The 20089-nt window shown below is 54.6% G+C and carries 18 protein-coding genes; 15 read left to right on the top strand and 3 right to left on the bottom strand.

Features of this window, described 5'->3' with window-relative positions; all coding sequences use genetic code 11:
• Positions 1 to 672: 672 nt before the first annotated feature.
• On the bottom strand, positions 673 to 1749 hold the full coding sequence (locus METMA_RS0103685; RefSeq protein ID WP_020157720.1) for a calcium/sodium antiporter: 1077 nt from the start codon (positions 1747 to 1749) through the stop codon (positions 673 to 675).
• A 517-nt stretch (positions 1750 to 2266) separates the two neighbouring features.
• Between METMA_RS0103685 and METMA_RS0103680 the strand changes: the two genes are divergently transcribed.
• The 5 genes from METMA_RS0103680 (at position 2267) to METMA_RS27975 (ending at position 5619) form a co-directional block, all read left to right on the top strand.
• Positions 2267 to 2662: a hypothetical protein gene (locus tag METMA_RS0103680; RefSeq protein ID WP_020157719.1), complete on the top strand. Its 396-nt coding sequence runs from the start codon at positions 2267 to 2269 to the stop codon at positions 2660 to 2662.
• 81 nt (positions 2663 to 2743) lie between these two features.
• Positions 2744 to 3235, top strand: a complete 492-nt coding sequence (locus METMA_RS0103675) for a macro domain-containing protein (RefSeq protein ID WP_020157718.1) — start codon at positions 2744 to 2746, stop codon at positions 3233 to 3235.
• A 62-nt stretch (positions 3236 to 3297) separates the two neighbouring features.
• Complete coding sequence (locus METMA_RS0103670) at positions 3298 to 3684, top strand: VOC family protein (RefSeq protein WP_020157717.1); 387 nt, start codon at positions 3298 to 3300, stop codon at positions 3682 to 3684.
• Positions 3685 to 4367: 683 nt separating this feature from the next.
• Positions 4368 to 4937, top strand: coding sequence for a reverse transcriptase domain-containing protein (locus METMA_RS27385; RefSeq protein WP_084254077.1), 570 nt, complete (start codon positions 4368 to 4370; stop codon positions 4935 to 4937).
• Positions 4867 to 5619: a reverse transcriptase domain-containing protein gene (locus METMA_RS27975; protein ID WP_084254076.1), complete on the top strand. Its 753-nt coding sequence runs from the start codon at positions 4867 to 4869 to the stop codon at positions 5617 to 5619. Before METMA_RS27385 ends, METMA_RS27975 begins: the two co-directional genes overlap by 71 nt.
• Before the next feature lie 74 nt (positions 5620 to 5693).
• On the opposite strand, the gene METMA_RS0103660 is transcribed toward METMA_RS27975, so the two are convergent.
• Positions 5694 to 6581, bottom strand: a complete 888-nt coding sequence (locus tag METMA_RS0103660) for a ribose-phosphate diphosphokinase (protein WP_020157715.1) — start codon at positions 6579 to 6581, stop codon at positions 5694 to 5696.
• A gap of 14 nt (positions 6582 to 6595) precedes the next feature.
• A complete protein-coding gene (locus tag METMA_RS0103655) occupies positions 6596 to 8131 on the bottom strand; it encodes a thymidine phosphorylase family protein (protein WP_027147011.1) in 1536 nt (511 codons plus the stop codon).
• A 146-nt stretch (positions 8132 to 8277) separates the two neighbouring features.
• Here METMA_RS0103655 and METMA_RS0103650 point away from each other — a divergent pair, with 146 nt between their 5' ends.
• The 10 genes from METMA_RS0103650 to METMA_RS0103605 all read left to right on the top strand — a co-directional run bounded on the left by METMA_RS0103650 (position 8278) and on the right by METMA_RS0103605 (position 20053).
• Entirely contained in the window at positions 8278 to 8835 is a 558-nt protein-coding gene (locus METMA_RS0103650) for a DNA-3-methyladenine glycosylase I (protein ID WP_027147010.1), read from the top strand.
• Positions 8836 to 8842: 7 nt separating this feature from the next.
• The gene (locus tag METMA_RS0103645; RefSeq protein WP_020157712.1) at positions 8843 to 9712 is read left to right on the top strand and encodes an ion transporter; all 870 of its coding nucleotides are present in this window, start codon (positions 8843 to 8845) and stop codon (positions 9710 to 9712) included.
• 48 nt (positions 9713 to 9760) lie between these two features.
• On the top strand, positions 9761 to 10201 hold the full coding sequence (locus METMA_RS0103640; protein ID WP_020157711.1) for a VOC family protein: 441 nt from the start codon (positions 9761 to 9763) through the stop codon (positions 10199 to 10201).
• 74 nt (positions 10202 to 10275) lie between these two features.
• A complete protein-coding gene (gene chrA, locus METMA_RS0103635) occupies positions 10276 to 11628 on the top strand; it encodes a chromate efflux transporter (RefSeq protein ID WP_020157710.1) in 1353 nt (450 codons plus the stop codon).
• Positions 11629 to 11842: 214 nt separating this feature from the next.
• A complete protein-coding gene (locus tag METMA_RS25665) occupies positions 11843 to 16057 on the top strand; it encodes a colicin E5-related ribonuclease (RefSeq protein ID WP_156830448.1) in 4215 nt (1404 codons plus the stop codon).
• Positions 16058 to 16067: 10 nt separating this feature from the next.
• Entirely contained in the window at positions 16068 to 16412 is a 345-nt protein-coding gene (locus METMA_RS0103625) for a hypothetical protein (RefSeq protein WP_020157709.1), read from the top strand.
• 56 nt (positions 16413 to 16468) lie between these two features.
• Complete coding sequence (locus tag METMA_RS26880; RefSeq protein WP_152565180.1) at positions 16469 to 16900, top strand: hypothetical protein; 432 nt, start codon at positions 16469 to 16471, stop codon at positions 16898 to 16900.
• A gap of 1043 nt (positions 16901 to 17943) precedes the next feature.
• On the top strand, positions 17944 to 18612 hold the full coding sequence (locus tag METMA_RS26875) for a hypothetical protein (RefSeq protein ID WP_198014454.1): 669 nt from the start codon (positions 17944 to 17946) through the stop codon (positions 18610 to 18612).
• A 17-nt stretch (positions 18613 to 18629) separates the two neighbouring features.
• The gene (locus METMA_RS0103610; RefSeq protein ID WP_156830446.1) at positions 18630 to 19085 is read left to right on the top strand and encodes a hypothetical protein; all 456 of its coding nucleotides are present in this window, start codon (positions 18630 to 18632) and stop codon (positions 19083 to 19085) included.
• 425 nt (positions 19086 to 19510) lie between these two features.
• The gene (locus tag METMA_RS0103605; protein ID WP_020157705.1) at positions 19511 to 20053 is read left to right on the top strand and encodes a hypothetical protein; all 543 of its coding nucleotides are present in this window, start codon (positions 19511 to 19513) and stop codon (positions 20051 to 20053) included.
• Positions 20054 to 20089 lie beyond the last annotated feature (36 nt).

Here is a 20089-nt window from a genome sequence, read left to right as displayed (position 1 = left end):
AATTTAGCTTAATGGCCTTGTGTTACAACTTTACCCGAGTGCTGAATATACTCGGTGTGGCGGCCTTTAGGGATTACTGCGCCCAGCGCTTAGGGAATAGCGAAACAAACCAGGTTTTTGCCTAAAATGGCTGAAAAACCCGGCTTAATTGGCGAATTCCGCGCTGCCAAGAGGTGGAATTTTCATACCTTATGAAAATTCGCTAATGAAAATAGCGGTATTCACCCAGTAGAGCCATACTCGTTTCTGAATTCTTTCACAGTCTCGTACCTTTTCCAGCGGTTCCGGTGAATGCCATCCCAAAAGGTACGCGATGCGTACGAGACTGTGAAAGTATTCGTTTTTTGAAATTTTAACCACAATATATTGTGCATTTGATATTTGTATATAACAGCATATAGACATTGAAGAGAAAAATGCTGAATACTTTCACAGTCTGGTACCCTACCGGATTTATGAATATCTCTGGCGCACTGCCGGTCAGTGAATGGCTTGTTTTCATGGCGACGCATGCCTGAAGGTAATGTTTCCGGCTAATGAATAAACGCTCCTGAAATCTATCGTTACCAACGTAAACGTCTGCAGGGGCATGCGGATGCGCTCAGGGCTGCGGGGATGATTTAGAACGGCTTTATAAAAGGCTTCAGCCACGGCCTGCGGAGGCGCGGTTTGTCAGGGCCGCTGCCGTTTTCTTTTGCGCAGAATATGGCGAAGCAACAGACTAAGCAGAACCACGGCGGTCAGCGGCATTACAATGCTCCCCATGACCTGGCTGAACATCGGCAGCGCATCATGCCGCATTGAATCCATGATCAGGTACGCGGTATAGGCCGCGTAATAAGCCAGGAATAAAAAGCCTTCCCAGCGCCTGATCTCCAGACCCGTGAAAAAGACCGGCAGGCACGCAATGGCGACGGCGACCATGACCGGAATGTCGAAATGCAGGGCGGCTGGCGATACATCGATGCCGGCCGGTGCTACCGCGGAGCTCAACCCCAGCACGGACAGGATATTGAAAATATTGCTGCCCACGACATTGCCGATAGCGATGTCGCGTTCGCCTTTCAGGGTGGCCATGACCGATGTGGCCAGTTCCGGCAGGGAAGTGCCGATCGAGACGATGGTCAATCCGATGACCAGTTCGCTGATGCCGAGGATATGGGCCAGGGCGACCGCGCCCTCGACCAGCCATCTGGACCCCATGACCAGTAAAACAAGCCCTGCCGCGATCCATATCACATCCCTAAACCAGGACGCCGGTCTTATCGGGGCGCGGCTTTTAAGTTCGCGCGCGGCATGATTTTCCCTGCGGCTCTGCCAGATAAGAAAAATGGTATAGATCACCACCAGGGCGAACAGCAGGCCGCCTTCCAGCCGGCTGATGGCGCCGTTCAGGCTCAGGGCATACATCAACACCGAGACGCCTATCATCAGCGGCACATCAAGCCGCACCAGCCGGCTTGAGACCACGAGCGGGTTGACCAGGGCGGAAAGACCAAGAACCAGCAGTACGTTAAAAATATTACTGCCGACTACGTTGCCGATGGCCATGTCCGACGATCCTAAATAGGCCGCCTGCACGTTCACGGCAAGCTCGGGCGAACTGGTGCCGAACGCCACCACGGTCAAGCCGATCACCAACGGTGAAATGCCGATGACCACGGCCAGTTTCGACGCGCCTCTTACCAACCACTCGGACCCTGCCGCGAGGCATAAAAAACCGGCAATTAACTGAATGGCGATGATCATGGCTTGAATAATCTCAGGCTTTTAAGTTTAGATCTGATGTTACGCATAAGTTGATTTGAGACGGATTTAACAAAGTACCTCCCGCGCGGCGGTTATTTGAATTCGACCCGAAACGCTTGCTGTTCAGTCTAGTGCGAATGAATTCGCACCTACGCGTGGGTAACCCTTCAGTCGATGAGGTCACTGTCAGTTGAATAAAGATCGGTTTAACAACCTATTGCCAGCGCGGCAGGCAGGATAAAAAAAGGTCCATGCGCAACATCAGTTTAGATATCAGGCAATAGCCACGGGGAGCTTTTACCATAAAGGCCAAAATAAGGAAAAAATATCAGGGCTTGCGCAAGCCTGTCGCGTGGCGGCGACTTCAGTCGACCTCAAAGAGGTTCAAGCGGTTTCATGTGGTCATCGCCTGTAACCTTGATGCGCTGCCGAAATTGATCTGATAGAGGAAATCCGTCCGGGAAAGCGCTATGATAATCTCGCTTAATCTGCGGAACTTAATCAATAGGATAATTTAATGAATAAAAAAGCCTTACATTACCTGGTGCTGCTCGCGTTAACGCCTGTTGCCGGACATGCCCAGTTTCCCAATATGAACGAAGAGCAAATGCAGAAACTAATGGAACAGGGCCAGAAAATGCAGGCGTGTTTCAGCCAGATCGATCCGGCGGCCATGGAACAGATGGCGGAGCGGGGCAAGGCCATGGAAGCCGAGATTTCGGCCTTGTGCAAAAGCGGTGATCGCGATGGCGCCGAGAGCCGGGCGGTAGCGTATGCGAAGGAAATGATGGACGATGACAGTATGCAGGCCATGAAAAAATGCGGCGAGGAAATGGCTCGGACGCTGCCGCAAATGGAGTTTATGAAAGAGGATGTCGAGGGAAAAGAGCGGCACGTCTGCGATAACTATTAGAGCTTAAAGCCGGCGTATAGACAGGCCTGTCGTTCATCACTCCTGGAACTGTATAACGATAACAAACCGAGAGAGGGCATTATGATATATCAAGTCGAAGGTGATATTTTGTTGAGCAAGGCGTACGCCATGGCGCATGGCGTGGAGCTCAATGACCCGATGGATAAAGGCCTGGCGCTGGCGCTCCATGAGCGGTATCCGGCCCTGGTGAAGGATTTCGATCGCTGGTGCCACCAGCACAATACCCGGCCCGGCGAGGCATGGCTGTGGGTCGGGCCCGATAATGCTCATGTTATCAACCTGATCACGCAGGAAACCGTGGACTGTCCCGAGCATCATTTCGGCAAGGCGACGATCAGCAATGTGAAGCATGCGCTGGATGCCCTGGTGAAAATAATTAAAAAAGAAAAACTGCCGTCGCTCGCCTTGCCGCGTCTGGCGACAGGCAAGGGCGATCTGGATTGGGATGACGTATGGCCGCTGATCGAGAATAGCCTGGGCGAACTGGATATCCCGGTGTATGTCTATACCACTTATCATGCCGGCCAGCAGGCCCATGAGCCGATAGTTTAAATCAGGCCGGCAAATCTGTTTGCCGGCACGTAAAAAAACCTACCCTAGAAGAGAAAATTATCTTGCCTGAAACCATTCAATTAAAAATTCACCACGTCAGCATTCTTGTCGCCGATACGGCCAAAGCGCTGGCGTTCTACAGCGGCGTGCTGGGCCTGAAAACCTGCGAGCGTCCCCCGCTGCCGTTTCCGGGCGCCTGGCTGCAGCTTGGCGTGCAACAGCTGCATCTGATCGAACTGCCCAATCCCGATCAGGGCAGAATCGCGCCCGAGCATGGCGGGCTGGACCGGCATACGGCTTTTCTGGTCAATGACTTCCAGGCCGCCAAACGCAAGCTGGAACAGCAGGGCATTACCTACACGCTGAGCCGGTCAGGCCGGCCGGCCCTGTTCTGCCGCGACCCTGACGGCAACGCCGTGGAGCTGATTCAGGACCCTGATGTCGTGTAGTAGGGTACGCACCGCGTACCTTTTGGGGCATCGAAAACTGAATAATGGTACGCGGTGCGTACCCTACCAATCTGACGTCTCGCAGTGAATCGGCGTCTGCTGTAGGGTCGAATTCATTCGACCCGAAGTGCGAATGAATTCGCACCTAGTGTGCCCAGCATGGGCCAAAACTAGTTACCTGAAAGGAGGTAACCGGAAGTAGTAACGACAACCGTAGCGAAACCGCAAGGGGGAAGCCGCGAGGCCAGCCTGAAAGAAGCGGATAGCAAATGCACGACCGTAGGAACACGAACAAGCAGAGAGGCCGGATGTGGGCGATGAGTGTGCTAGGAAACACGAAATCCAACCGTTACCGAAAGACACATCAAGTAGAGCTTGGCGGCACGGGCAGACAGTTTAGGCACCTTACCTGGGGAGATCTCCTAAATGAGAGTTTGGGAGAAGTCAGCAGAGGCCGTAGTAGTGAGGAAGTGCCTGTAATGGGCATGGAGCGAAGGGCTGAAGAATCAAGTTCATTAAACCCAACGAGGCTAATCGGACGCGCATAGTATTCTGAAACAAGCGGGCGTTGCAACTGCGGCAACCCCCCCCTTGGCGGGAAATCAACTAGTAAAGTGGATTCTTTAACGAACAAGATCGCGTGGGATGCAAGCTACGATTAGCGGTAAAAGGCGAAAGAGAAAATGACAGAAGAGTTACTGATGGATGCCATGTTCAACTGGCTAACCCTGCAAGAAGCGTTTGACGCGGTAAAGCGCAATAAAGGCGCAGCAGGAATAGACGGGCGAAGCATTGCAGAGACTGAGCAGCATTTAGAGCAGCACTGGGAAGCAATAGAAGCCAAGTTAAGAAAGGGAAGTTATATCCCGAGTCCCGTGAAAGCGGTGACCATTCCAAAACCGAATGGAGGCGAGCGCGTGCTGGGGATACCGACGGTGCAAGATCGAGTCATACAGCAAGCGATGCAACAAATCTTAACGATAAAGTTCGACAGCGGGTTTAGTCAATATAGCTATGGCTATCGCCCTTATCGCAGCGCGCAGGATGCCGTGAAACAAGCTCGAAATTTTGTTCAGCAGGGTAAAAGTTGGGTAGTGGACATCGACATCAAGGCGTTCTTCGATGAAGTGAATCACGATATTTTTACTGCATCAAATCAGCCGGAAAATATCAGACCGCCAAGTGTTAGGCCTGATAAGAGCGTATCTGAAAGCGGGTGTAGTGAAAGACGGAAAAGTAGAACGACGGTATAAAGGAGTTCCGCAAGGTAGCCCGTTGAGTCCCTTGCTTGCAAATATTTACCTGGACAAATTGGACAAAGAACTGGAAAAGCGAGAACTGAGTTTTTGCCGCTACGCAGACGATATTACCCTCTATGTGAGTAGCGAACGCAGTGCGCAACGAGTCTTGAAAAGTCTGACGTTATGGATAGAAAAGCACTTAAGCCTGACCGTCAACCAAAACAAAAGCGGAACGGGGCGACCTTGGGATAGTCAGTTTCTTGGTTTTAGAATAACGGAAACATACGAAATCGCGACTAGCCCAAAAAGTATCGACCGCTATAAAGCCAAAGTACGCGAACTCTGGGATGCTCGGCAAAGCTTGACCAGTAACGAGTTGGTTGAGCAGTGGCGGCAATACGTTGTAGGTTGGTGGAATTATTTCAAACTCACTACCGACCGCCAACATCTCCTGAAATGGGAAGGCTGGACGCGCCGTCATATGCGAAAATGTTTCTGGTTACGCTGGCATAACAAAAAGGGGCGACTGAAGGCTTTGCGCCGATTAGGTGCGACACCAAGGCAACAAGAAACCGCGAACAGTACACGCGGAGCTTGGCGAATAGCGAAAAGCCCAGCACTACACAGAGCGTTGAGTAATGCCACGTTGAGACAATATGGGTTATGTGTACCATCAGAACTATCAACGGCCTAAGCCGTTGGATTCAACCGCCGGATGCGGAAAACCGCATGTCCGGTGGTGTGGCAGGGGTGACGGGCGCAATCCCGTCACCTCGAGCCGATCACGATCGCCTTGATAGCATCGGCCAGCAGGGTGTCGAGGTTGATGCAGGAGGTCGGATGGTCGATGCTGTCCGTGCTCCAGATGGTTTTGATGCCGGCTTCGAGAATGTGGGTCTCGGCGTCGCCGCAGAACAGCGGGTGGGTGACGGCGACATGGATGTCGCCGGCGCCGGCGGCCTTCAGCAAGCGGGCGGCCTTGGTCAGCGTTCTGCCGGTGCTGGCCATGTCGTCCACGATGACGACGGGCTTGTTGCCGAAGTTGCTGGTGGGCAAGGTCATCTCGACGTGCTTGTCGCCCAGCCGTTCTTTATGCGCGATCGAGTAATCGAAGCCGATTTGCCGCGCGATCGTGGCGACCCATTGTTCCGATTCGCTGTCCGGCCCCAGCAGTACGGCATAATCGAGCTGCTTCTTCAGGAAGCGGGCGATTTCGCCGGCAGCCGTCAGGCTGATCGCATTTTTGATCGGAATCGCCTGATCCAGTGACGAGATGCGGTGCAGGTGCGGGTCGACGGTCAGCACGTCGTCGAACAGGCCGGCCAGCATCTTGCCGATGATGCGCTGACTGACCGCCACGCCGGGCTGGTTGGCGAAGTCCTGGCGCATATAGCTCAAATAAGGCGCGACCAGGGTCAGTCGCTTGACGCCCAGTTCGCGGGCCGTGGAAGCGCACAGCAGCAGCTCGATCAGCTTGTCGTTGGGCTGATTGAGGCTGCGACAAATAATGACATGTTCCGGCAGCGGCGACGGTAACTGTACAAAGCTCTCGCTGTCCGGGAAGTGGTGTACCGTGACGTCGGCCAGCTCGGCGTTCAGGCGCGTGGCAAGCCGTTGTGCCTGACTCTGATAATCGGGGAAGGCGAGTATGATCATGGTTGGTTTCCGGATTAGAAGGCGATCAGCGAGGTAAGGGCCAGCTCGTCATCGCCGATGGTATAGCCGTTATTCTGCGTGGACAGATTCTTGGCGAACGAGAAATTGGCAGGGAATTCGGCATGAACGCGGTATAAAACCTCGCCTTTTTTTACCGGACTGCCCAGCTTTTTAAACAAGTCGACGCCGGCTCTTTTGAATAAGGGCGCGCCGGCAAGGCGGGCGATCTTGGCCATCTGGAAGTTGTCGATATTGGTGACGAAACCGTCGCGGTCGGCATGGACTTCATGACACAGCTTGCCGGGATGCAGGTCGATCTGTTTGGGGCCCTGCGCCTGAATCAGAGAATCCATCTTGGCCCAGGCCCGGCCGGATTCCAGGATGTCGCGGGCGATGGCGTAGCCCTGGCCGCCGCGCACGTCGGGGTCGAATTCAATAATCCGGCCGGCCAGTTGCAGGGACTTCTGGCGCAAATCGGTGGGCGCGTCAGGATCATTTTGCAGGACCTGCATGACATCCCGGGCTTCCAGTACCGGGCCAATGCCGAGGCCGACCGGCTGGCGGCCATCGGTGATCATGACTTCCAGGTGGATATCGAGGCGGTCGCCGACGAATTCGAACAGTTTGCGCAGGGCCAGGGCCTGACGCATGTGCCGGACCTTGGCCGTGGGGCCGACAGGGATATCGATCAGCAGATGGGTGGAGCCGGCGGCGAGTTTCTTGGATAGGATGGACGCCACCATTTGCCCTTGCGAATCGATGCCCAGCGGGCGTTCGACGGAAATCAGCATGTCGTCCACGGGCGCCAGTCTGGCCGTGCCGCCCCAGGCCAGGCAACCGCGTTCCTTGCGCACGATTTCATGCAATTGATCGGGCGACAGGTTGACTTCGGCCAGCATCTCCATGGTGTCGGCCGTACCGGCCGGCGAGGTGATGGCGCGGCTTGATGTCTTCGGGATCAACATGCCGTGCGCGGCGACGATCGGCACGACCAGCATCGAGGTGCGGTTGCCGGGAATGCCGCCGATGCAATGCTTGTCGGCGACCAGCGGTTCCTGCCAGTTGATGCTGTCGCCCGATTGCAGCATGGCGCGGGTCAGGAAGAACAGCTCGTCGCGGTCCAGATTGTTTTGCCCCGTGGCTACCAGAAAGGCGGCCATTTCCATTTTCGAATAACGGGCTTCGGCGATATCGGTAGTAATGCCGATGAAGTCATCCTGATCGAGCCGCTCGCCTTCGATTTTGCGGCGCACCGCATCCATGGACTTGGGCTGCTCGGCATGATTGATCGTTACAAGACTGCCTTCTTCGACATTGAGCTGCGCGAAGGCCTGTTCGGACAAGCCCAACTGGTCCGGCAGCACGATCGACGAATCATCGACGACATTGAGCACGGCAACCACCTTGGCGCCATTGGTGCTGATCAGTATTTTGGAAAGCGCCTGGAAACCCTCCGCACGATAAATGCCGCATTCTCGGTGCATATAAGCGACGTTTTCATGATAGGTATCGATGGCGATACGGCGTATTTGCAGGGTGTCGGTACTCATGGTCAATGGTTCAGTCTGATAATGGGGTCGATGATGCGATCTGAGGCGGCGGTTGTCAACAAACGAATCCACGGATCTGGAATTTGCACAGGCCTCGGTCAAGGCCTATCATGCGCCTTACTTTGTATTTAAATTGTCAGAACACCATGGAAAAATGTGCATGGGCATTGGCTAGCCCGCTGGAAGAACAATACCATGATTTTGAGTGGGGCGTTGCCGTGCATGATGACCGGCTGCTGTTTGAGTTTTTGGTACTGGAAGGCGCGCAGGCGGGCTTGAGCTGGTCCACGATCCTGAAGAAACGCGCCGGCTATAAAAAGGCTTTCGATGATTTTGACGCCGAAATCATGGCCGGCTATGACGCCATAAAAATCGACGAGTTGCTCGCCAACCCGGACATTGTCAGGAACCGGCTGAAGGTGCAGGCCGCGGTCGGCAATGCCCAGGCCTTTTTGAAGGTCCGGCAGGAATTCGGCACATTCGATGACTATATCTGGCAGTTTGTCGATGGCCGTCCCGTGCGCAATGCCTGGAAAAGCGCGGTCGAAATCCCCATGACGACGCCGGCCTCCGATTTAATGAGCAAGGATCTGAAACGGCGCGGCTTTAAATTCGTGGGCAGCACGATTTGCTATGCTTATATGCAGGCGGTCGGCATGGTCAATGATCATACGGTCGATTGTTTCAGGTACGGGCAACTGTAAAAAAATCATGCGGGCAATAAAAACATCAAAAACCACTTATCGCCATCATTATAACGAGGGCGATACGCTCTCGCCGTGGCGGGAACGGCTGAATACGATTATTTTCGGCGCCGAAACGCCTATGGGCAGAGGGTTTGATGTCCTGTTGAGCATCAGCATCATGTGCAGCGTGATTGTGATCATGCTCGACAGCGTCGAAGCAGTTCAAAACCGGTACGCGCAAACCTTATATATCCTTGAATGGGGGTTTACCCTGCTGTTTACGCTGGAATACGGGTTGCGCCTGATCAGCGTCAGGCGGCCCTGGCTGTATTTCACGAGTTTCTTTGGCCTGGTCGATCTGGTGTCGATACTGCCCAGTTACCTGATTCTGCTGTTTCCGGGCGCGCAGCCCATGCTCGCGATACGCATTCTACGGTTGCTGCGGGTTTTTCGTATTCTTAAATTGTCGGCTTATATGAACGAAGCGCAGATCATGATGACGGCATTGAGTAAAAGCTTGCGTAAAATCATGGTATTTCTCTATTCCGTGATTATGCTCGTTATCGTGTTCGGCTCGCTGGTGTATGTCGTGGAAAGCAAGGAAGCCGGTTTTACCAGTATTCCAATATCGGTTTATTGGGCTATCGTGACGCTGACGACAGTCGGCTATGGTGATATTTCGCCGCAAACGCCGCTGGGCCAAGTGCTCGCCTCGACGATCATGATCATGGGCTATGGCATTATCGCGGTGCCTACCGGCATCTATAGCGCCGAATTGATCAGGACGTATACGGCGGAAAAAGTCAGGAACGACGCCTGTCCTGATTGCGGTGAAACCGGGCATGATTTCGATGCCGATTTTTGCAAATACTGCGGCCATGCCCTGGAAGATTGACCCGCATGGCCAGAGCTGTTTAATTTTATCTTGAAGGAGGTCCTTGTTATGCGCTATCTGCATACCATGGTTCGGGTTCACGACCTGGACGAATCACTCGATTTTTATTGCAACAAACTGGGGCTGGTCGAATCCCACCGCATAGACGATGACGGCGGCCGTTACACGCTGGTTTATCTGCACGCGCCGCTCGATGCCGAACTGGCCGCTAAAACGCATGCGCCATTAATCGAGCTGACCTATAACTGGGACACCGAGGACTATACCGGCGGCCGCAATTTCGGCCATCTGGCGTTTGAAGTCGACAATATCTATGAAACCTGCCGGAAGCTGATGGAGGCCGGCGTGCTGATTAACCGCCCACCGCGCGACGGGCACATGGCATTCGTGCGCTCGCCCGACAATATCTCCATCGAACTGCTGCAGAAAGGCCATGCGCTGGCACCTGAAGAGCCCTGGTTTTCCATGCAGAATACCGGCAGTTGGTAACCGCGCAATTCCCTTGTAAAGGCTAATCCTGCGGCCCGTGGCCGAAATTCAGGCCACGGCGATCAAATCCTTATATGTCCATTACTTCAGAAACAGTCAGCGAACGACCGTTGCCGGTCGCCTTTCGGGAAGCCTTTTTTTACTGGCTTAAACTGGGTTTTATCAGCTTCGGCGGCCCGGCCGGGCAAATCAGCATGATGCATCAGGAACTGGTCGAAAAGCGCCGCTGGATGTCGGAGCAGCGTTTTTTGCATGCCTTGAATTACACGATGGTGCTGCCGGGTCCTGAAGCGCAGCAGCTGGCGACTTATATCGGCTGGTTGATGCACGGCGTCTGGGGAGGCGTCGCGGCCGGCGTGCTGTTTGTCCTGCCGTCGCTGTTCATTTTATGCGCGCTGACCTGGATCTACCTGGCATTCGGCGATGTACCGGCGGTGGCGGGCATTCTGTATGGCATCAAGCCGGCCGTGACGGCCATCGTTGCCGTTGCCGCGCACCGGATCGGCAGTCGGGCGCTCAGAAACAATGTCCTGCGCGCTATCGCCTTGCTGGCGTTTATCGCGATTTTTGCCGTCGATGTGCCTTTTCCCTTGATCGTCGTCGCGGCCGGGCTGATCGGCTATCTGGGTTCACGCATCACGCCCGATGCTTTCAAGGCAGGCGGCGATCATGCCTCTACCTATAAATCCTATGGCCCCGCCCTGATCGATGACGATACACCCATTCCGGATCATGCGCGCTTTAAATGGTCCCGGCTGCTGCTGTTTGCCTGCATGGGGCTGTTGGTGTGGGGAATTGTGATCGCGGCGCTGGCTGCAAGCTATGGCTGGAGCGGCACATTGACGCAAATGGGCTGTTTTTTCACCAAGGCGGCCTTGCTGACCTTCGGCGGCGCTTATGCGGTGTTGCCCTATGTCTACCAGGGCGGAGTCGAGCAGCATGCGTGGCTGACCGGCACGCAGATGATAGACGGGCTGGCTCTGGGCGAGACCACGCCGGGGCCCTTGATCATGATCGTTGCGTTCGTCGGTTTTGTCGGCGGCTGGAGCAAGGAGATTTTCGGTCCGGAGTTGCAGCCCCTGGCGGGCATGGCCGGGGCGGCAGTAGCCACATTATTCACTTTTTTGCCGTCTTTTCTGTTTATCTTCCTGGGCGGCCCTTCCGTAGAAGCGACGCGCCATGATGTGAAGTTTACGGCGCCGTTAATGGGCATCACCGCGGCTGTGGTCGGCGTGATCGTCAATCTGGCCTGTTTTTTCGCCTATCATGTGCTGTGGCCGCAGGGCTTGGATGGGGCGTTTGACTGGCTGTCAGGCCTGATCGGGGTCAGCGCGTTCATCGCCTTGTTCCGGTTTAACGTCGGTATTGTTCCGGTTATTGCCGCCTGTGCTGGCGTAGGGCTTATTTATTCACTCGTGCTTTTATAGTGATGAAAAATCTGCTGCTTTTTTCTGCTTTGGCTTATTACGCGCAAAGCGCCTCAAATGCCTGATGTGCAATCAATTGATATTAGCGATAAGCGGCATTTTTTGTCATAAACCGTGACATTCTCACAAATCTGTCAATTGCCTCCTGCTTCCATGTTGAGTGGCTGGTTGAATTCGCTTATGCTAAAAAAACAGGGATAGTGTGGAATTTTAGTTGGCTCTAAAGGTCGGCGGCAGCGGGCAGGGGCGCCCGAACACAGGGACGCATCATGGGCAAGGTGGACAGACGCGGATTCCCCAGGATTACCACCTTATTATCGTGAAAGCCTGTCACATGGATACCTTACCCCGTCTTCTCCCGACTTGGCGCGCCTGCTGGCTGCTGCTGGGCCTGTTTTGTTCCCTAACCGTTACTTGGGGCTTGCCCCTGTCCCTCGCCTTGTTGCCGATTCCGGCGCTGGCCGGCACCTGCGACGGCGACAACGACCCGCCGGACTGGGATGACCAGTTCGACCCGCGCTGCCAGGCGCCTGACCCGGCCAAAGAGCGCGGCTGCAGCGTCGACAGCAATGCCCAGCAATGCACGGTCGGGAAAACTTCCGGTAACCCGATCCAGAACAGCACTGGCAACAAATTCCAGCATGAGACTGATTATAGCGGCGCCGGCCCGTTCCCGCTGCAACTCGTGCGCGCTTACAACAGCCAATCCGGCATCACCAACGGTTCCTTCGGCGCCCACTGGAGCTTCAGTTACGGCGGTCGCATCGAACCGGTTTCCGCCACCTTGGTCAAGGTGATCCGCGCCGATGAGAAAACCTTTACCTTCAAACTGGTCGGCGGCGCCTGGCGTCCCGACGCCGACGTGCACAGCAAGCTGGAAGCCCTGCCCGACGGCGGCTGGCACTACACCAACGGCCAGGACGGTATGGAAACCTATGGCGCCGACGGCCGGCTGCGCACGATCGTCAATCGCGCCGGCCTGGCGCAAACCCTGGCCTATGACGGCACCGGCCGGCTCAGCACCGTCACCGATCCGTTCGGGCGCACGCTGCAACTGGCCTACGACAGCCAGAACCGCATCAGCACCATCACCGACCCGGCCGGCAATCGCTACCGCTACGACTATGACAGCGCCAACAACCTGAGCGCTGTCATCTATCCGGACGGCAACCGCCGCCAATACCGGTACGAAAATCCCGGCTGGCCACTCGCGCTGACCGGCCTCATCGACGAAAACGGCGTACGCTTCGCCAGCTGGACCTATGATAGCAACGGCTGGGCCATCAGTTCCGAACACGCCGGCGGCGTCGAAAAAGTCAGCCTGACCTACGACCGGGCTAACCTCCAGACTACCGTCATGGACGCCTTGGGCGCTAAGCGACTCTACTCGTACCGCACCTACCTCGGTGTCGCACACACCGCCTTCGAAAAGCAAAGCTGCCCTGACTGCGTCAGCGCTACGCGCGCCATGAACTACGATAATGAAGGCAACCTGATCAGCAGCACCGACTTCAACGGTAACAAAACAACCTACCAGTACGATCTGGCGCGTAATCTCGAAACCCGCCGCACCGAAGCCGCCGGCAAACCCGAGGCGCGCACCATTACCACCGACTGGCACCCTGACTTCCGGCTGCCGGTTAAGCTCACCGAGCCGGGCCGTGTGACTACCTTCGCCTACAACGCCCACGGCCAGATCACCCTGGCCGATGGTCCGCGCACCGATGTCGATGACAGCACTCGCTACAGCTACGACGAGGAAGGCAACCTGGCCACCGTCACCGACGCCCTGGGCCACACGACTCGCCTCACTGCTTACGATCGGCACGGTCATCCGCTGAAAATCATCGATCCCAACGGTCAGGTCACGGAACTGGCTTACCATGCGCGCGGCTGGTTGCTGTCGCGCACCGACGGCGATCAGACCACGAGCATCGACTATGACGACGCCGGCCAGCCCGTCCATATTCAACTGCCCGGCGGCGAGCAGCTTTATTACACGTACGATGCCGCGCACCGGCTGATCGCCGTCGCCGACAACCTGGGCAACCGCCAGGACTACAGCCTGGACGCGCTGGGCAACCGCCTCGAACAACAGATCAAAGACCCGGACGGCCAGCTCGCGCGCCTGCAGAAAGCCGGCTTCGACGGCTTCGGCCGGCTGAGCCGGATACTGGACCCTTACGGCAACGCCGCCAGCTACCAGTATGACGCCAACGGCAACCGCACCGGCGCCACCGACCCGAACGGCAACCCCAGCCAGTACCGCTACGACGGCCTGAACCGGCTGATCAAACAGCAAAACGCCCTGGCCGGCCTCACGCGCTACGACTACGACGGCGCCGACCGCCTGCTCGGCGTCACCGATCCCGAAAACCACCGGACCGACTACCAGCGAGACGGCCTCGGCCACCTGCTCAACGAAGACAGCCCGGATCGCGGCAGTCTGGCCTATACCCATGACCCGGCCGGTAACCCATTGAGCCGTACCGATGCCCGCGGCATCACCGCTCGCTACCGCTACGACGCCCTGAACCGTCTGCTCAGCATCGACCACGACGGCGAAGCCGACGACGTCGCCTACACCTACGACCAGTGCGAGAACGGTATCGGCCGTCTGTGCCGCATCGAAGACGAAAGCGGCGTGACCGCCTACCGCTACGACAGCCACGGCAATGTGATCGAACAGCGTAGAATGGAGTTGGGTCAGACCTACATCACCGGCTACCGCTACGATAATGGCAACCGCCTGACCGGCCTCCGCTACCCCGATGGCCGCGAGGTCCGCTACCAGCGCGATACCATCGGCCGCATCAGCCAAGTCGCCACCGGCAAGCCGAACAAGCCGTTGATCCTGGCCGACCGGATCGGCTACCGCGCCGACCACCGGCTCACCACCATGACCTTCGGCAACGGCCTGCAGGAGACCCGCGACTACGACGCCAACGGCCGCCTGACCTGCCAGCAGTTGGGCGATCTGCCGCCCCGGTGCTACCAGTACGACGGTAACGGCAACCTCATCAACCGCAACGAGGCCGCCGCCAGCACCGACTACGGCTACGACCCCCTGGACCGCCTGGCGCAGGAAGCCCGTGCCAACGACAGCCAGGACTACGGCTATGACGGCAACGGCAACCGCCTGAGCCAAACCGGCACATCATTCAGCCAGGGCTATAGCTATGAAAGCGGCAGCAACCGCCTGATCGGCATCGACGCCCAAGCCTTCAGCCTCGATGCCGCCGGAAACACCCTCAGCGATGCTCAGGGCCGGCGCTTCGAGTACAACGCCCAGGGCCGGCTGGCCAAGGTCTACCAGGGCGAGCGCCTCATGGCCGTCTACCGCTACAACGCCCAGGGCCAGCGCACGCGCAAGGAACTGCCGGGCCAAAAGCCACAGGTCATCGTTTACCATTACGATTTGAACGGCCAACTGTTGGCCGAAACCACCGGCAAAGGCAGGGCACTCAAAGCCTACGTCTGGCTGGACAACCGTCCGCTGGCGCAACTGGGCGGTCATGGCCATGGCAACAACGCTAAGCTCGTCTATCTGCATACGGACCACCTCGACACCCCGAGGCTCGGCACCGACAACAAGGGGGATATCGTCTGGCGCTGGGACAGCGACGCTTTCGGCAATGATCTGGGCGGCACGCTAGTGGCTCAGGACGCGCATGAGGATGAGGAACATGACAGCCAGCACGTGGATGACGACGAGGATCATGACGATCACGAAGACCATGATGAGGACGAAGAACATCATAAACACCGCAAAGGCAATAAATCTATCCAGGTCAACCTGCGCTTTCCGGGGCAGTACTTCGACCGGGAGACGGGCCTGCACTACAACTGGCAGCGCTATTATGATCCCAAGACCGGCCGGTATATTACCTCCGATCCGATTGGGCTTAAGGGCGGGTTGAATGCTTATACCTATGTCGGAAATGATCCGCTAAATTGGATTGATCCTAAAGGCGAGGCTGCCGCTGCTGCCGTTTGTTTTATACCGGGAATAGGGCCGGTTAGTTGCGCGGCTGCTGGTGCAGCAGCAGGTGCGGTTCTTTGCGCAATTAATCCTGAGCTATGTAAGAAAGCTATTCAGGGTTGTATTGATCGTATGTTCAATGAAGCAAGTGATGATACAGATAAGGAACCAATCTTTGATGATAAAATTAAGGATCAACTAGGTGAGAGGGGATGGACTGAACAGGACGTTAAAGATTTAGTAAATGATGAGGCGGCGGGGACATCGGCAGATAAGCGTAGCCCAAAAAAGACTCCTGACGGTCAAGGTAGAAATGATACGGCTACAGTTTATGGGACAAAGGATGGATATGTTGTTGTCAATGACCGTACTGGAGAAGTCGTACAGGTCAGTGATAGAAATGATCCAACTTGGATTCCAGACGGCCGAATAAATTGGATTAAGTGAGGTTCTGAAAATGAAAGTCGATAGGGCACGATTATATGATTCTTCAATTGATTTTTTTGAGTTGAATGGATCGGTCGTTATGAAACTAACGCCTAACGCAGCTCAAGAGGTTTGCAACAAGGCTCTTGAGCATGGCCTTGTAGTGGTAAGAATCGAAGGAGGAATATGGCACAATCCTGGCTTTGAAGCTCGCCTTGATTGTATATGGGATGGTGTTGATCCGCCAGTATCCGAGACTGAAGCAGCGATAAATAATGCAAGAGCCTTGGAAATGATACGTGAAGAGATTGAAGTGCATGATGTCTTTATCATCACAACTGCACCTTTAACGGGGTATAAGCATAAACCAAAGTAGCGCGTAGACTGGACTTGCTTTGGCAATCTACCAACAAACGGAGCCTTAAAACCGTAATGTTCCGTAATATTACTGGTCTGCTTGAAATGGCGATAATGAAATTTAACTCGGATCTTGGGGTATTTGTTTGCCCTCATGTTTTTAAAGCTACCAGGCCGATCTTGCTTGTTGTTCACGAAGACGGAGATTGGCAATGCCTGTGTGGAGGAAATGATCATAGTGATGATGGCCATTTAGTTGGAATAGGTCATTTAGTTGAAAGAGATCCATCTCTCGATGAATTAGTTGATCTTCCTGATGGATGGGAAGCTGAAAGACATTCGCCAGAACAACCGTGGGAGTGCAAAAATGCACACCATGAAGAACTTGGTAGATACTCTGTTCAAAGTCAACCAATCTCACCGATTTTTTCCTATTCAGAGCTATTAGGATGTGCCGACGACAGGAGGCGCATCGTTCGCGAGCTAATTTCAGGCAGTCATTTTTAGCCGAACCCTTAGGGCCGAATTCACTTGCGCCTCAAAAGGCTTCCGCTCAGTGCGAATATCCTGAAGGGCACAAGTACCCATAGGGCATAAATGAATTCGCACCTACATAACATTGCTCGTTGCATACCGAGGCTATGAAAGAATATCGGTTCCCACGGAGGATCGTGGGTACCAGGGGCGCTCGCTACTTCGTCGGTTACGCATTTTAGTGCGAATGAATTCGCACCTACATAATATTACTCGTTCCACGCTCCGGCGTAAGAATGGATCCCGGGACTGTGAAAGAATTACCGGTTCCCACGCAGGATCATGAGTTCCAAGGGCTCGGCCTCTGCACGGCACCTTACCCGACCGGCCAGGCTAAATTGCGTATTCCTCAGTCTAACAGGATTGGTCCTGAACGGTCCTGCTCCCATACGTACCATCACTTCATAATAAACTGTGATATTCATCACAAAATGAATGCAAACTTCCCGCAGTCGGATTGAGCGGTTAATAAAATTCAACTATAGTCTGGCTCCACATGGATCGTATTGGATTTCAGCGGCCCAAGCGTGCCGGTGAAACAGGGCAGGGAATAGCCCTGACACAGGGATGCGGCATAAGATAAGGCAGGCATGATCGGTTTTTTGGCAACCTTCTTTTCTAGATGTGCACGCCATTCGCGACAGCCTTGCAATTCACATTCAAGCACAAGAAAATGGGCTGGGTTGACCAGGCCCATTGATCACAAACGGTAGTAGGGCCGTATGATATTGCCTCGTCCTCTAGTCTGCCGCTACATAGACCTGAACCGTCTGGTCCGGCGTCCTGGCTCAGTTCCCGCCAAGATAAAATCCATCCGATAACGTATCAAAATTATTACGCCAGCCTGTATCGCAGAAGGCATGGACGAGGATTATGGAAACGGCCAAAAAGTCCTTTGGAAGTTTTTATTGTCCAGTTTGACTTAACAGGGTTTGTGTTCTATTTTCACAAATTGCCTAAGTCCGATTAGTTAAAAAATAAAAGGCCATAAATCACGCGCCTAAAAACATATTGGCTTGGCAAAATTCATTATTCTTCAAACAGGGAGCTTTTGTTTAATGACCGCATCTACTTTTACTTTTTCCGGCGACCGGGTCGCTCTTATCGTTCGTGGGAAAACATCCCATAGCCATGCTCCGGGCGTTATGGAACAACACGCTGATTGCATTCTGTCAAATGGTGCTCCCATCGGATTTTTCGGTACGGGAAATGATGGCAGCAGCGGCGGCGCTTCGTCGGGTATTGGGGAGTCAAGCAGGCGCAGCGCAAATTCCTCTAACTCCAGCGGCATGGGCATGACCGGTGTCGTTTATGATTTTGCCGGGCTTTCACGGGCTCGTGCCAACTATGTCGATATGACGGTCGCGCGGGGCACGGGGACCATATCAACGGTCTTGTTCGTTCAGGTTTCCGCGGCCGAGGCGCGTGCTTTTGACCGGGCCTGGACGGATATGATGGCCGATCCCGGATCGTTCCATATTCTGGGCTGGAATTGCTCCACGCACGCATCCATGGCGTTTCGAAACGCGGGCATTTTGGCCGGCGGTATTCCGGGGCTGGATACGCCCGATAATCTCTATCGTCAACTGTGCGTGGAAAAAGCTGGAAAAGTATCCGTGATCAGTGGTTATGTAGGCTTTTCCGCATTCGGATCGGGTTATATGTTGACGGTGGACACACCCTAAAAATAAGGGGATTTACTATGAAGTCGACTACATCAGTTATTTTTGGATTTTGCATGATTTTTATCGCCACAATGGCGTTTTCTGGAGGATGCTCAGCTATGTCAACTCAAATCCTTGAAATTAAATGGGAATGGCCCGCAGGACGGCAAATGGAGACGAAACTTTTAATCAATATCAAGAAAATTTCAAAAGCATCCAAAGGGCTTTTCGGCATTGGCGCATCGCCGTCGATGGCCAACGCGCTTCCCGATGCTACGGATGTGTCCGCCTCTATAGAATCCGGCCAGGAAAACCTGGTAGGCAGGGAACTGTCCATACGGATCCCCGGCATGGAAGCCCAAAAGCTTAAGGTTGGCGAGCACGCGGCCATTGGCCTGGTTGAAGGCAACACTATCGGCATCTGTGTATCCGCGGCACCAACGGCAGATAAGCAAGAGCTTGCGAACTGGTTTAACCAATGGCGTTGTGAGTAAAGCCACGGATCGGGCAGGGTGGATTGCGCATCCTATATTTCCAGCACAGGGCCTGGCATATATGGTGCGCATGCCCTGCGATTACCGACAAGATGTGAATAGTACGGCGAAATGGGGCATCGTACTGAAGTCCCTCCTGAATCCGCAAAGACAGGATTGGCCAGGCAAAGGTGCCTTCCCAGCCGGACCTCCGGCCCTTTCAGCTTCAATCCTGTGTTTGTCGTTACCTTCTCTCCCTATAATTACCTTGCCGATTGTGGCAGGTTTTCAGCGTGGATCGGCCATTAAGATTCCCACAGTGCCCTGCCGCCAGCCTATGCTTTCACGAATTTGAAAGATTTCTCTGCCTTGGGCTGATAAGATTCATTCATTTTTTGCCTTCGCCGGGGTTATCCTGGCGAAGGCTATGAATTATTGAGGCGATTATGCACGAACTTACCAACCAAGAACTCTACCAAGCCCTGGAATACGCCAAGAGCATCGACGAGGAAACCGGCAGAAGCATGCTCGAGCAGTTTCAACTGGATCAGACTGGACTCGCCCAGACTATTTTTGGCATGTTTCCGGCGGTCATCGCCCGGGAAAACCAGGATATGTCGTACCTGTTCATGGAGTTGTGCTTCGATGTGCTGTGCGTCTTCCAAAAGGCCTTCGGCCCTCTTCCATCCCAGAATGACATGGATTTCGACTGGGCGGAAAAACAAGCGGTGCTTTTGGACGCGGAACTGCAATCGTTAATCAAGGAAAAACCCATGGATGATAAGATCAGGGCCAGGCTGCAGGATAGATTCGCAAGCCGGGTCATCGAGGATAATCCTCAGCTGGGCCTGGTCAAGCTCATGAATGAAGCGATTGACGATTATGCCTCGGAAAATCCGAGCCGCGTTCCTGCCATCAAGATCACCCAGACCATGATCGCTGTTGTCATTCGTTTGTTTAACAATCTTTACAGCCATGGAAGGCGCTGATTTTTATCAGGGGTATATTGCCTGAAGACACTGTTT

The organism is Methylobacter marinus A45 (assembly GCF_000383855.1).
Classification (GTDB): domain Bacteria; phylum Pseudomonadota; class Gammaproteobacteria; order Methylococcales; family Methylomonadaceae; genus Methylobacter; species Methylobacter marinus.
Note: the sequence above shows the minus strand (reverse complement) of the source record. Positions and strands in the feature narration are given on the sequence as shown.

Bases quoted from the DNA above. Each gene is read 5' to 3' on its own strand.
- METMA_RS0103685 (WP_020157720.1), bottom strand. From the start codon at position 1,749: ATGATCATCGCCATTCAGTTAATTGCCGGTTTTTTATGCCTCGCGGCA.
- METMA_RS0103680 (WP_020157719.1), top strand. From the start codon at position 2,267: ATGAATAAAAAAGCCTTACATTACCTGGTGCTGCTCGCGTTAACGCCT.
- METMA_RS0103675 (WP_020157718.1), top strand. From the start codon at position 2,744: ATGATATATCAAGTCGAAGGTGATATTTTGTTGAGCAAGGCGTACGCC.
- METMA_RS27385 (WP_084254077.1), top strand. From the start codon at position 4,368: ATGACAGAAGAGTTACTGATGGATGCCATGTTCAACTGGCTAACCCTG.
- METMA_RS0103660 (WP_020157715.1), bottom strand. From the start codon at position 6,581: ATGATCATACTCGCCTTCCCCGATTATCAGAGTCAGGCACAACGGCTT.
- METMA_RS0103655 (WP_027147011.1), bottom strand. From the start codon at position 8,131: ATGAGTACCGACACCCTGCAAATACGCCGTATCGCCATCGATACCTAT.
- METMA_RS0103650 (WP_027147010.1), top strand. From the start codon at position 8,278: ATGGAAAAATGTGCATGGGCATTGGCTAGCCCGCTGGAAGAACAATAC.
- METMA_RS0103645 (WP_020157712.1), top strand. From the start codon at position 8,843: ATGCGGGCAATAAAAACATCAAAAACCACTTATCGCCATCATTATAAC.
- METMA_RS0103640 (WP_020157711.1), top strand. From the start codon at position 9,761: ATGCGCTATCTGCATACCATGGTTCGGGTTCACGACCTGGACGAATCA.
- chrA (WP_020157710.1), top strand. From the start codon at position 10,276: ATGTCCATTACTTCAGAAACAGTCAGCGAACGACCGTTGCCGGTCGCC.
- METMA_RS0103625 (WP_020157709.1), top strand. From the start codon at position 16,068: ATGAAAGTCGATAGGGCACGATTATATGATTCTTCAATTGATTTTTTT.
- METMA_RS26880 (WP_152565180.1), top strand. From the start codon at position 16,469: ATGTTCCGTAATATTACTGGTCTGCTTGAAATGGCGATAATGAAATTT.
- METMA_RS0103610 (WP_156830446.1), top strand. From the start codon at position 18,630: ATGAAGTCGACTACATCAGTTATTTTTGGATTTTGCATGATTTTTATC.
- METMA_RS0103605 (WP_020157705.1), top strand. From the start codon at position 19,511: ATGCACGAACTTACCAACCAAGAACTCTACCAAGCCCTGGAATACGCC.